The sequence below is a fragment of the Citrobacter sp. Cpo045 genome, assembly GCF_030332875.1.
GTDB classification, from domain to species: Bacteria; Pseudomonadota; Gammaproteobacteria; order Enterobacterales; family Enterobacteriaceae; genus Citrobacter; species Citrobacter portucalensis.
Genome location: NZ_JAOWGZ010000107.1, coordinates 62581 through 75884 on the forward strand (window position 1 = coordinate 62581; position 13304 = coordinate 75884).

Annotated in this window: 11 protein-coding genes and 1 pseudogene; 9 read left to right on the top strand and 3 right to left on the bottom strand. The window is 53.8% G+C overall.

The window, feature by feature from the left end:
• Positions 1-224: 224 nt before the first annotated feature.
• Together envZ and ompR are read right to left on the bottom strand one after the other, a co-directional pair.
• The gene (envZ, locus tag OGY13_RS22195; protein WP_003827658.1) at positions 225-1577 is read right to left on the bottom strand and encodes a two-component system sensor histidine kinase EnvZ; all 1353 of its coding nucleotides are present in this window, start codon (positions 1575-1577) and stop codon (positions 225-227) included.
• On the bottom strand, positions 1574-2293 hold the full coding sequence (gene ompR, locus OGY13_RS22200; protein ID WP_001157751.1) for an osmolarity response regulator transcription factor OmpR: 720 nt from the start codon (positions 2291-2293) through the stop codon (positions 1574-1576). The genes envZ and ompR overlap by 4 nt, the downstream gene beginning before the upstream one ends.
• Positions 2294-2518: 225 nt before the next feature.
• Here ompR and greB point away from each other — a divergent pair, with 225 nt between their 5' ends.
• The 6 genes and pseudogenes from greB to OGY13_RS22230 form a co-directional block, all read left to right on the top strand.
• Positions 2519-2992 carry a transcription elongation factor GreB gene (gene greB / locus OGY13_RS22205; RefSeq protein ID WP_003023524.1) on the top strand — a complete coding sequence of 158 codons (474 nt, stop codon included), beginning with the start codon at positions 2519-2521 and terminating at the stop codon, positions 2990-2992.
• A gap of 98 nt (positions 2993-3090) precedes the next feature.
• Complete coding sequence (locus tag OGY13_RS22210) at positions 3091-5424, top strand: Tex family protein (RefSeq protein ID WP_213752612.1); 2334 nt, start codon at positions 3091-3093, stop codon at positions 5422-5424.
• Between the two features lie 432 nt (positions 5425-5856).
• A complete protein-coding gene (gene feoA, locus OGY13_RS22215; RefSeq protein WP_003023519.1) occupies positions 5857-6084 on the top strand; it encodes a ferrous iron transporter A in 228 nt (75 codons plus the stop codon).
• 18 nt (positions 6085-6102) lie between these two features.
• Positions 6103-8421, top strand: coding sequence for a Fe(2+) transporter permease subunit FeoB (gene feoB / locus OGY13_RS22220; RefSeq protein WP_003827652.1), 2319 nt, complete (start codon positions 6103-6105; stop codon positions 8419-8421).
• A gap of 11 nt (positions 8422-8432) precedes the next feature.
• Positions 8433-8669: a [Fe-S]-dependent transcriptional repressor FeoC gene (gene feoC / locus OGY13_RS22225; RefSeq protein ID WP_003023516.1), complete on the top strand. Its 237-nt coding sequence runs from the start codon at positions 8433-8435 to the stop codon at positions 8667-8669.
• Positions 8670-8902: 233 nt separating this feature from the next.
• Positions 8903-9406: pseudogene (locus OGY13_RS22230) on the top strand (Rpn family recombination-promoting nuclease/putative transposase); the annotation flags it as partial.
• Between the two features lie 44 nt (positions 9407-9450).
• Here OGY13_RS22230 and bioH read toward each other — a convergent pair.
• Positions 9451-10221, bottom strand: a complete 771-nt coding sequence (gene bioH / locus OGY13_RS22235; RefSeq protein WP_213752613.1) for a pimeloyl-ACP methyl ester esterase BioH — start codon at positions 10219-10221, stop codon at positions 9451-9453.
• A gap of 37 nt (positions 10222-10258) precedes the next feature.
• Here bioH and gntX point away from each other — a divergent pair, with 37 nt between their 5' ends.
• The 3 genes from gntX to gntT all read left to right on the top strand — a co-directional run bounded on the left by gntX (position 10259) and on the right by gntT (position 13272).
• Positions 10259-10942 carry a DNA utilization protein GntX gene (gene gntX / locus OGY13_RS22240; RefSeq protein ID WP_208743647.1) on the top strand — a complete coding sequence of 228 codons (684 nt, stop codon included), beginning with the start codon at positions 10259-10261 and terminating at the stop codon, positions 10940-10942.
• A 58-nt stretch (positions 10943-11000) separates the two neighbouring features.
• A complete protein-coding gene (gene nfuA / locus OGY13_RS22245) occupies positions 11001-11576 on the top strand; it encodes a Fe-S biogenesis protein NfuA (RefSeq protein WP_003023509.1) in 576 nt (191 codons plus the stop codon).
• A 379-nt stretch (positions 11577-11955) separates the two neighbouring features.
• On the top strand, positions 11956-13272 hold the full coding sequence (gntT, locus tag OGY13_RS22250; protein WP_003023507.1) for a gluconate transporter: 1317 nt from the start codon (positions 11956-11958) through the stop codon (positions 13270-13272).
• The last annotated feature ends 32 nt before the right edge of the window (positions 13273-13304 follow it).

Genomic DNA, 13304 nt, shown 5'->3' on the forward strand with positions numbered 1-13304 from the left:
GACCCGACAGGCAGACGGCATAAGACGAATAACTCGCGCAGCGACGATTTTCCCGCCGGGAGCCTGGGTTGCAAGGGAGGCGGCGGTGAGCCTTCCTTGCACGTTCACGGGCATCAGCGCTTCAGAGAAATGACATCGCTGAGGTGAACGGAACCCTGAGCAAGAATCACATGTTCACCATACATGCTTAACTGACGAGCATTAAGGCATTTCGCCTCTCTTTGTTATGCGTCTTTCGTGTTGCCCGGCGCGCGAGTGAAGGGAACCGGAAGCCATGCACGAATCGACAGCCCACCGCGTTCACTGGTACCAATCTCCAGCATACCGTTATGGTTATCAATAATACGCTGCACAATCGCCAGACCCAGGCCCGTGCCGCTGGTACTGCGCGCGCTGTCGCCGCGGACAAACGGCTGGAACAGGTGCTTACGCTGCTCCGGCTTGATGCCCGGACCATCATCTTCTACCTGGAACCAGGCGCGATGCTGCTCCATTCCGCTACTGACCTTAATCCAGCCGTTGCCGTAGCGGGCGGCATTAACCACCATATTGGCAACCGCACGCTTGATCGACAGCGGGTGCATCTTCACCTGAATGCTGCCCGGCAGCAGCGCAGTTTCGATTTCACGTTCGTAGCCGCTTTCCGCCGCAACCACTTCACCCAGCACCGAGTTCAGATCTGCCATCTCCATTGGCATCTCCTGACCGGTACGCAGGTAATCGATGAACTGCTCGATGATGGCGTTACACTCTTCGATGTCCTTATTGATGGACTCCGCAAGATAACCGTCCTCTTCGCCCATCATTTCCGTCGCCAGACGAATACGCGTCAGCGGGGTACGTAAATCGTGGCTCACGCCCGCCATTAACAGTGTACGGTCATCGGCCAGCTGCTTCACGCCCGCGGCCATATGGTTAAAGGCTCGGGTTACGGAGCGCACCTCTGAAGCGCCATACTCACGCAACGGCGGCGGAATGATACCTTTCCCCACCTGCAGCGCCGCATGTTCAAGATCCACCAATGGCCGGTTCTGGATACGGATAAACAGCCACGCCCCACCGATAGCCAGCAGCATAATCGCCAGCGTATAGCGGAACAGTGGTGAAAAATCGCCCTGATGAATTTCCGTAAGCGGCACGCGTACCCAGATATTGGGCGACAGCCAGGTTTTCAGCCACACGACCGGCGAGCTTTTGTTGACCTCAACGCGGACTTCCGTTGGGCCACCCAGTTGCTGCGCCATCTGATGGCTTAAGAATTCATAGTGTTGCGCCCAACGCAGTCCGGCCTCTTCAGCAGCCTCGTTGGAATAGAGAGAAATACCCAGCTCACGATAAATTTCCCGGCGGAATGCGGGCGGCACCACCAGTTGCGTACCGTCCTCCAGTTGCAGTTTATCGGTCATCAGCATACGAACTTCGTACGCCAGAACCTTATTAAACTGCTGGAGGCTCGGCAGAATCGCGAAGTTCAGCACTACCAGGTATGTCGTCACCAGGCTGGCAAACAGCAAGGTGACGATGAGCAATAACGTGCGGGCAAACGAACTTCGTGGTGAGAAGCGCATTCGCCTCATGCTTTAGAACCGTCCGGAACAAAGACATAGCCCAGACCCCATACGGTCTGAATGTAGCGTGGATGAGCCGGATCTTCTTCCACCATGCGGCGCAGACGGGAGATCTGGACGTCGATAGAACGTTCCATCGCAGAATATTCACGACCACGGGCGAGGTTCATCAGCTTGTCGCGGGACAGCGGCTCGCGCGGGTGGCTTACCAGCGCTTTCAGTACCGCAAACTCCCCGCTGGTGAGCGGCATCGGCTCATCTTCGCGGAACATTTCACGCGTACCGAGGTTCAGCTTGAACTTACCAAAAGCGATAACCGCTTCTTCCTGAGAAGGTGCGCCCGGCAGTTCATTCGCCTGACGACGCAGAACTGCGCGAATACGTGCCAGCAGCTCACGCGGGTTAAACGGTTTCGGGATGTAATCGTCGGCACCGATTTCCAACCCTACGATACGGTCAACTTCTTCACCCTTCGCTGTGACCATAATGATCGGCATCGGGTTGCTCTGGCTGCGCAGGCGACGGCAAATAGACAGGCCATCTTCTCCCGGCAGCATTAAATCCAGCACCATCAGGTGAAAGGACTCACGGGTCAGCAGACGATCCATCTGCTCAGCGTTTGCGACGCTTCGAACCTGGAAGCCCTGCTCGGTCAGATAACGCTCCAGAAGCGCACGCAAGCGCATGTCGTCATCGACCACCAGAATCTTATAGTTCTCTTGCATTGTTATTACTCCCAAAGGTTCGCAACAATTAAGTGTATATTCTTAAGAAAGCTAACGTGAGTCACCAGCGAATTCTGGTATGAATTCCAGGCTAAATTGTTACAAAGCATATTAAACAGCAGCTTAAGTATACAATGTTTCTCGCAATACATTATTTATTCTGTTGATATGCTCACGTAATACTAATTGTGCGCATCATCACAGAGTCGAAGGTAAAACAATAAGATGAAAACGCCCCTGATAACCCGTGAAGGGTATGAAAAACTTAAACAAGAGCTGAATTATCTCTGGCGTGAAGAGCGCCCGGAAGTCACCAAAAAAGTTACCTGGGCCGCAAGTCTGGGTGACCGCAGCGAAAATGCCGACTACCAGTATAATAAAAAGCGCCTGCGTGAGATCGACCGCCGCGTCCGTTATTTGACCAAGTGCATGGAGAATCTAAAAATCGTCGATTACTCCCCACAGCAGGAAGGCAAAGTCTTCTTTGGCGCATGGGTTGAGATTGAAAATGACGATGGCGACATCCGCAAATTCCGTATTGTTGGCTACGATGAGATCTTCGGTCGTAAAGATTACATCTCAATCGACTCACCAATGGCGCGGGCGCTATTGAAAAAAGAGGTCGGCGATCTCGCAGTAGTAAACACCCCAGGTGGCGAAGCCAGCTGGTACGTGAATGAGATTGAATACGTGAAGTGAGACCGGAACAATCCGAAGCCCCGGCAGATGGCTGGCATTTTTGCCAGTCAATCCGTATAACTATCCCCTGATTTTTTATCCTATAGACGAAGCTATCCATGATGAATGATTCTTTCTGCCGCATTATCGCAGGTGAAATTCAGGCTCGTGCTGAACAGGTAGAAGCTGCCGTTCGCCTGCTTGACGAAGGGAACACCGTGCCGTTTATCGCACGATATCGTAAGGAAATCACCGGCGGTCTGGACGATACGCAACTGCGTAATCTGGAAACCCGTCTGGGATATCTGCGTGAACTGGAAGACCGCCGTCAGGCAATCCTGAAATCTATCGGCGAGCAAGGCAAACTGACCGACGATCTGGCGAAAGCGATCAACGGCACGTTAAGTAAGACCGAACTCGAAGACCTCTATCTGCCGTACAAACCTAAGCGCCGCACCCGTGGGCAGATCGCCATTGAGGCCGGACTGGAGGCGCTGGCAGACCTGCTGTGGAACGAACCGTCTCACGACCCGGAAACGGAAGCCGCAAAATATCTCAACGCCGAAAACGGCGTGGCGGATACCAAAGCCGCCCTCGACGGCGCGCGCTACATTCTGATGGAGCGCTTCGCTGAAGACGCTGCTCTGCTGGCGAAAGTACGTGATTATTTGTGGAAAAACGCCCACCTGGTCGCCACCGTGGTAAGCGGTAAAGAAGAGGAAGGCGCTAAGTTCCGCGACTACTTCGATCACCACGAACCGATTTCTACCGTGCCATCCCACCGTGCGCTGGCCATGTTCCGTGGCCGTAACGAAGGCGTGTTGCAACTTTCACTGAATGCCGATCCGCAATTCGATGAGCCACCAAAAGAGAGCCACGGCGAGCAGATTATCCGGGATCACCTGGGACTACGCCTGAACAACGCCCCAGCAGACAGCTGGCGTAAAGGCGTGGTTAGCTGGACCTGGCGCATCAAAGTGCTGATGCACCTCGAAACGGAGCTGATGGGTACCGTGCGCGAACGTGCGGAAGATGAAGCTATCAACGTCTTTGCCCGTAACCTGCATGACCTGCTGATGGCCGCTCCGGCCGGGCTGCGCGCCACCATGGGCCTCGATCCAGGTCTGCGTACCGGTGTAAAAGTGGCAGTGGTTGACGGTACCGGCAAGCTGGTCGCGACCGACACCATTTATCCGCATACCGGTCAGGCCGCCAAAGCCGCCGTTGCCGTTGCGGCGCTGTGTGAAAAACACAACGTTGAACTGGTGGCGATTGGTAACGGTACGGCGTCGCGCGAAACCGAGCGTTTCTTCCTCGACGTGCAAAAGCAGTTCCCGCAAGTGACCGCGCAGAAAGTGATCGTCAGTGAAGCCGGAGCGTCGGTTTACTCCGCATCCGAACTGGCGGCGCTGGAGTTCCCGGACCTCGACGTATCTCTGCGTGGCGCGGTGTCTATCGCCCGTCGTCTGCAGGATCCGCTGGCTGAGCTGGTGAAAATCGATCCGAAATCTATCGGCGTGGGCCAGTATCAGCACGACGTAAGCCAGACTCAGTTGGCGCGTAAGCTGGATGCGGTGGTGGAAGACTGCGTGAACGCCGTCGGCGTCGATCTGAATACCGCCTCCGTACCGCTGCTGACCCGTGTTGCTGGTCTGACGCGCATGATGGCGCAGAATATCGTTGCCTGGCGCGATGAGAACGGTCAATTCCAGAACCGTCAGCAACTTTTAAAAGTCAGCCGTCTTGGGCCTAAAGCCTTTGAACAGTGCGCGGGCTTCCTGCGTATCAACCACGGCGATAACCCGCTGGATGCCTCAACCGTTCACCCGGAAGCTTATCCGGTTGTGGAACGCATTCTGGCCGCCACCGAGCAATCGTTGCGTGATCTGATGGGTAACAGCAGCGAATTGCGTAATCTGAAAGCCGCTGATTTTACCGACGAACGCTTCGGGGTGCCGACCGTCACCGACATCATCAAAGAGCTGGAAAAGCCGGGCCGCGATCCTCGTCCTGAATTTAAAACCGCGCAGTTTGCCGATGGTGTAGAAACCATGAACGATCTGCTGCCGGGAATGATTCTGGAAGGGGCAGTCACCAACGTCACCAACTTCGGCGCGTTTGTTGATATCGGCGTGCATCAGGATGGTCTGGTGCATATCTCTTCGCTGTCGAATAAGTTCGTCGAAGATCCGCACACCGTGGTGAAAGCAGGCGACATTGTGAAGGTGAAAGTGCTGGAAGTGGACCTGCAGCGTAAGCGTATCGCACTGACCATGCGTCTGGACGAGCAGCCGGGTGAAACTAATGCGCGTCGCGGCGGCGGGAATAACGATCGCGCTCAGGGTAATCGCCCGACGCCAAAAGCCGCGAAACCGCGTGGCCGTGACGCACAGCCTGCGGGCAACAGCGCGATGATGGATGCGCTGGCTGCGGCAATGGGTAAAAAACGCTAAGTTTAAACCCTGTGCCGGATGGTGGTGTAAACGCCCTGTCCGGCCAGGTTATCGCAATTAATTTGCAGGCCGGATAAGACGCATGAGCGTCGCCATCCGGCATATTTAATCTATGCCCCGCGTTGCACCACAATATATTTATCACTTCATTAACAGATGAAACCTTAATTAAACATTAAGAATCTCAATAATTACTTCCGCGAATCACTCGTTTCCAACCAGAATAAATATTGAGGAATATCAAAATTGGCTCAAATTATTATCCAATTGCACATTCCGTCACACTTATTCTATTGATGATAGAAACCATTCTCATTATCATTGGTTTGTTGATTATTTACTCTTTCCTTACGTTGGCTAATCATCTGGTCTCATGCCGCCCTGTCGCCCCATGAGGTAATCATCCAGTTAGCGAGATATAAGTAGGTCCCTATGCAATTCACTCCTGACAGTGCGTGGAAAATTACCGGTTTTGCCCGTGAAATCAGCCCGGCTTATCGTCAGAAACTGTTGTCACTTGGCATGCTACCCGGCTCATCCTTCAACGTGGTACGCGTCGCCCCGCTCGGCGATCCTATCCATATCGAAACGCGTCGCGTAAGTCTGGTATTGCGTAAGAAGGATCTGGCGTTATTAGAAGTGGAAGCGGTTTCCTGTTAATACAGTGAGTCTATAAAAATGAAAAAACTAACCATTGGTTTAATTGGTAATCCTAATTCCGGCAAGACAACCTTATTCAACCAGCTCACCGGCGCGCGCCAGCGTGTAGGCAACTGGGCTGGCGTTACCGTTGAGCGTAAAGAAGGCCATTTCGCCACGACGGACCACCAGGTCACGCTGGTCGATTTACCCGGCACCTATTCTCTGACGACAATCTCATCCCAAACCTCTCTCGATGAGCAAATTGCCTGTCACTATATTTTAAGCGGCGACGCGGATCTCTTGATCAACGTGGTCGATGCTTCAAACCTTGAACGCAACCTCTACCTGACGTTGCAACTGCTTGAGCTGGGTATTCCCTGTATCGTCGCACTGAACATGCTGGATATTGCTGAGAAACAGCAAATCCGTATCGATATCGACGCCCTCTCCGCTCGTCTTGGCTGTCCGGTGGTTCCACTGGTTTCCACCCGCGCCCGCGGCATTGAAGCACTGAAGCTGGCGATCGATCGCTACAAAGAAAACGACACCGTTGAGCTGGTCCATTATGCCCAGCCGCTGCTGCAAGAAGCTGATTCCCTCGCCGACGCAATGGCCAAAGATATGCCGCTCAAACAGCGCCGCTGGCTAGGCCTGCAGATGCTCGAAGGCGATATCTACAGCCGTGCTTACGCCGGTGATGCAGCACAAAACCTTGATGCCGCTGTTGCTCGCCTGAGTGAGACAATGGACGACCCGGCGCTGCATATTGCCGATGCACGTTACCAGTGCATTGCTGCTATCTGCGATACCGTCAGTAATACCCTGACGGCAGAGCCGAGCCGTTTCACCACCGCGGTAGATAAAATTATCCTCAACCGCTTCCTCGGTCTGCCGATTTTCCTGTTCGTGATGTACCTGATGTTCCTGCTTGCCATCAACATTGGCGGCGCGCTGCAGCCGTTGTTTGATGTTGGCTCCGTGGCTCTCTTTATCCATGGTATTCAGTGGATTGGCTATACGCTGCATTTCCCGGACTGGCTGACCATCTTCCTGGCCCAGGGCCTTGGCGGCGGGATTAACACCGTGCTGCCGCTGGTACCGCAAATCGGCATGATGTATCTGTTCCTCTCCTTCCTTGAAGACTCCGGCTACATGGCGCGCGCTGCGTTTGTGATGGACCGTCTGATGCAGGCGCTGGGACTGCCGGGCAAATCGTTCGTCCCGCTGATCGTCGGCTTTGGCTGTAACGTACCGTCAGTGATGGGCGCACGTACGCTGGATGCCCCGCGTGAGCGTCTGATGACCATCATGATGGCGCCGTTTATGTCCTGTGGCGCACGTCTGGCGATTTTCGCCGTCTTTGCCGCGGCTTTCTTTGGTCAGAACGGCGCGCTGGCGGTCTTCTCGCTGTACGTACTGGGTATCGTCATGGCGGTGTTGACCGGCCTGATGCTCAAACACACCATCATGCGTGGCGAAGCAACGCCGTTTGTGATGGAACTGCCGGTATATCACGTACCGCACATTAAGAGTCTGATCATTCAAACCTGGCAACGTCTGAAAGGCTTCGTTCTGCGTGCAGGTAAAGTCATCATCATCGTCAGTATTTTCCTCAGCGCGTTTAACAGCTTCTCACTGAGCGGAAAAATCGTCGACAACATCAACGACTCTGCTCTGGCTTCCGTTAGCCGCGTCATTACCCCAGTCTTTAAGCCGATTGGTGTTCACGAAGATAACTGGCAGGCAACCGTAGGTCTGTTCACCGGCGCGATGGCGAAAGAAGTGGTTGTCGGTACGCTGAACACGCTCTATACCGCAGAAAACATTCAGGAAGAAGAGTTCAACCCGGCAGATTTCCACCTCGGTGATGAGCTGCTCGGCGCGGTAGATGAAACCTGGCAAAGCCTGAAAGACACTTTCAGCCTGAGCGTGCTGGCTAACCCTATCGAAGCCAGCAAGGGTGACGGTGAAATGGCTACCGGTGCAATGGGCGTGATGGGCGAGAAATTTGGCAGCGCCGCCGCCGCGTACAGCTATCTGATCTTTGTTCTGCTGTATGTACCGTGCATTTCAGTGATGGGCGCTATCGCACGTGAATCCAGCCGTGGCTGGATGAGCTTCTCGATTCTGTGGGGCCTGAATATCGCCTACTCTCTGTCGACGCTGTTTTATCAGACGGTCAGCTACAAAGAGCACCCGACCTACAGCCTGGTGTGCATTTTAGCGGTCATCCTGTTTAACATCGTGTTGCTGGGCCTGCTGCGTCGAGCTCGCAGCCGCGTGGACCTCGCACTGCTGGCAACCAACAGAACGGCGAGTTCCTGCTGTTCCAGCACGACTGGCGATTGCCACTAAGGTTATCGACAATGGCATCGCTTATTCAGGTTCGTGATTTACTGGCTTTGCGGGGGCGCATGGAGGCGACACAAATTAGCCACACGCTGCATACCCCGCAGCCCATGATTGACGCCATGTTGAATCAGTTAGAAAAGATGGGCAAAGCGGTGCGGATTCAGGAAGATGCCGACGGGTGTCTTTCCGGAAGCTGCAAAAGTTGCCCGGAAGGTAAAGCCTGCCTGCGCGAGTGGTGGGCTTTACGCTAATCAGATGCTCTTTGCCGGATGGCGCTACGCTTATCCGGCCTACAAATGATGCAAACGTCCAGGCCGGATAACGCGTTTACGCTGATATCCGGCTTTTTTGCGTAATGGATTCCACACAGATTTCATTATTTCAGCAAAAAAGATCTATCCTCCAGCCAGCCACGCATCGTTATTAATCCGTGGATGATTACTGGTAACCTGGGAAGTAGAGTCTCGTCATCTTTTTTCTCAGGTATAGCACCGCGTTTCCACTGATCGATATCACTGTTGTGCCCGATGACGAGATTATGCAGCATCGCCGGATGGCGCTGTTGGAGCTCATCCAAAAGCATATTCGTAAACGCGATTTGATGGGGCTGGTAGAAAAACTGGCCATCCTGCTTGTTAAAGGACACGCTAATGACAACCAGTTGAAAGCCTTGTTTAATTATTTAATGCAGGCTGGTAACACCACACACTTTGGCGAGTTTCTTCATGAAGTCGCCGAACGTTTACCCCAACATAAGGACAAGTTGATGACTATCGCCGAAAGATTACGACAGGAAGGGCACCTTAATGGTCTTCAGGAAGGCCATAGGAAAGGGTTGCAAGAAGGGTTACAAACGGGTCTGCAACAAGGCAAACGAGAGGAAGCATTACGTATTGCATCAACCATGCAGGCTGATGGTATAGACCCACTAACCATCTTCAGAATTACTGGCCTGACCGCTGAGGATCTGGCTACGCGCAGCCATTAATCTTAGGCCCGGCGAGCATGGCACCACCGGGCAACACATCAAATTTATAGTTTCTGTTTTAACGCCACAAGCGCTGCACAGAATTCGGCGGGATGCGAGATAAACGGCGCATGCGCCGCTTTGGCAAACACCAAAGACTCGCTCTGCGGCCACAGTGCATCCAGCATTGGGACGACTTTGCGCGGCACCAGCCCGTCAAGATAGCCGTACAACCGCAGGAAAGGCATTTCCACCGCGCACAGCGGTTCGCGCAGATTGACCGTTTTCAGGATCTCAAGTCCACCATTGAGCACCTCGACGTCCGGCATGGGTAAAGCCAGTACCGTTTTCTTCAGCGCTCGCGCATCCTGACGCGCAGTTTCTGTGCCCATCGTTTGCAATGCCAGAAAACGCTCCACCGTACGCTGGAAATCTTCGCTCAGCTGCTGCTGGAAGCCTGCCAACACCTCTGGCTTGATTCCCGGCCACTCATCCCGCGCGCTAAAGCAAGGAGAAGACGCGACGGTCACCAGCGCCTGAACACGCTCAGGATGCGTTAACGCCACCTGACTCGCGACCAGCCCGCCCAGACTCCAGCCGAGCCAGATAGCTTTCTCCGGTGCCTGTTTCAATACCCGCTCAGCCATCTCTTCCAGCGACATTGCACCGAAACCCTGGCTACGACCAAATCCCGGTAAGTCGACAAGATGCAGCGTAAAATGCGAGCTCAGTTCCTCGCTTATGCAATGCCACACTTGCGCATTCAGTCCCCATCCGTGCAGCAGCACAAGATGGCAATTTCCCGAACCCTGGGTCTGCCACCAGATGTCATTCATCAGTTATTGTTCTCTTTTAGCCTGAAAGGATGCATCTATGCTAACAGTACCGGGATTGTGCTGGCTATGCCGAATGCCCCTGACATTAGGGCATTGGGGGATCTGCTCAGTCTGTACGCGGGCAACGCGTCAAAACGCCAGCCTGTGCCCTCAATGTGGACTCCCTGCCGCTCATACCGTCATTCCCTGTGGGCGCTGCCTGCAAAAACCGCCGCCGTGGCAGAGACTGGTTACCGTCAGCGACTATGTTCCGCCGTTGAGCGGGCTTATCCACCAGCTCAAGTTTTCACGACGCAGCGAAACAGCCTCAGCTCTTTCACGTTTGTTGTTGCTGGAGGTACTACAGGCCCGGCGCACCAGCGGCCTTCCTCTACCGGACAGGCTGGTCAGCGTCCCGCTCTGGCAACGTCGACACTGGCGCAGAGGGTTTAATCAGAGCGATTTACTGTGCCGTCCGCTGGCACGCTGGCTGGGTTGCGACTGGGACAGCCGGACCATCTCGCGGGTTCGGGCAACCGCCACACAGCACCATCTCAGCGCCCGATTACGTAAACGTAACCTGAAAAATGCCTTTCGCCTTGAATTGCCGGTGCAGGGACTCCATATGGTTATTGTGGATGATGTCGTCACTACCGGAAGTACCGTCGCGGAAATCGCGCAGCTGCTTTTACGCAACGGCGCGGCGACTGTCCAGGTATGGTGCCTGTGTCGAACCTTGTAGAGCCTCGATGATGGGCGTATTATAACCAAGTAAAATAGTCAACTATTAGGCCATTACTATGATCCATATTTCCGATGCTGCACAAGCGCACTTTGCCAAACTGCTGGCAAATCAGGAAGAAGGGACACAAATCCGCGTATTTGTGATTAATCCCGGCACGCCTAACGCTGAATGCGGCGTTTCTTATTGTCCGCCGGACGCCGTGGAAGCAACCGACACCGCCATTAAATTTGACCTGCTGACCGCATATGTTGATGAACTGAGCGCACCGTATCTGGAAGATGCAGAAATCGATTTCGTTACCGACCAGTTAGGCTCCCAGCTGACCCTGAAAGCACCAAACGCCAAAATGCGTAAAGTTGCCGATGATGCGCCGCTGATGGAACGCGTGGAGTACATGCTGCAATCGCAGATCAACCCACAGCTGGCTGGCCACGGTGGTCGTGTCTCTCTGATGGAAATCACCGATGAAGGCTACGCCATTCTGCAGTTTGGCGGCGGCTGTAACGGCTGTTCAATGGTAGATGTAACGCTGAAAGAAGGTATCGAGAAGCAGCTGCTGGCTGAATTCCCTGAACTGAAAGGCGTTCGCGATTTAACCGAACACCAGCGCGGCGAGCACTCTTACTACTAACGCCCGAACCTGTAGAGTATCCGTAGGCCCGGTAAGACGCACCCGCGTCGCTATCGGGCATTAATGCCGGGTGGTAGCGTAATCGCGGTCTCCGGCTTACACCCCAACATTTCTTCGCATTTATCCTGCAACAATCCCCCGCATAATTTGACCAGCTTCTCATATTTTAAATTTTGCCTGTCCAGGTGATTTTCAAGCGTAGCATGTTACCCGTATCATTTGTGTCAGCACCTAACACACACATAATAGCCAGTTAAACTGATTAGTTTTGAAGGCAACCAGCATTGGTGCTGAGAATACTCTGTTCCCGGTCGGGACAATCGGAATTTGTCATCTAAACACTGACGTTACCCATAACAAAGTAAAGGCCAGGTAAATCATGCCATTAGTCATCGTTGCTATCGGTGTAATCTTGTTACTCCTCCTGATGATCCGTTTCAAAATGAACGGCTTCATCGCTCTCGTCCTGGTGGCGCTTGCTGTCGGATTGATGCAAGGGATGCCACTGGATAAAGTCATCGGTTCGATTAAAGCCGGCGTCGGCGGAACCCTTGGCAGCCTCGCCCTGATTATGGGTTTTGGCGCCATGCTGGGCAAAATGCTGGCGGACTGCGGCGGCGCACAGCGCATCGCAACCACGTTGATTGCTAAATTCGGCAAAAAACACATTCAGTGGGCGGTGGTATTAACCGGCTTCACCGTCGGTTTTGCCCTGTTCTACGAAGTCGGCTTCGTGCTGATGCTGCCGCTGGTATTCACCATTGCTGCCGCTGCTAACATCCCGCTGCTGTACGTTGGTGTGCCGATGGCGGCTGCGCTGTCCGTTACTCACGGCTTCCTGCCGCCGCACCCGGGTCCAACCGCTATTGCCACCATTTTCCATGCAGATATGGGTAAAACTCTGCTGTTTGGTACGATTCTGGCAATCCCGACCGTTATTCTCGCCGGTCCGGTATACGCGCGTTTCCTGAAAGGCATCGATAAGCCAATCCCGGAAGGTCTGTACAGCGCAAAAACCTTCACTGAAGAAGAGATGCCAGGCTTTGGCGTCAGCGTCTGGACCTCTCTGGTCCCGGTTATCCTGATGGCAATGCGCGCTGTGGCGGAGATGATTCTGCCGAAAGGTCATGCTTTCCTGACGGTTGCAGAATTCCTCGGTGACCCGGTCATGGCAACGCTGATTGCAGTGCTGATTGCGATGTTCACTTTTGGTCTGAACCGCGGACGTTCGATGGATCAGATTAACGACACGCTGGTGTCCTCAATCAAAATCATCGCGATGATGCTGTTGATCATCGGTGGTGGCGGTGCCTTCAAACAGGTTCTGGTGGATAGCGGCGTGGACAAATACATCGCTTCAATGATGCACGGCTCTAACGTTTCTCCGCTGCTGATGGCATGGTCTATCGCTGCAGTACTGCGTATCGCACTGGGTTCCGCAACCGTTGCAGCGATTACTGCAGGTGGGATTGTGGCACCGCTGATTGCAACGACCGGCGTAAGCCCTGAGCTGATGGTTATTGCGGTTGGTTCCGGTTCCGTCATCTTCTCCCACGTGAACGATCCTGGGTTCTGGCTGTTCAAGGAGTACTTCAACCTGACCATCGGTGAAACCATCAAGTCATGGTCAATGTTGGAAACCATTATCTCCGTCTGCGGTCTGGTAGGGTGTCTGCTGCTGGGTATGGTGGTCTGATAAAACTGAGCCTGATGGCGCTACGCTTATCA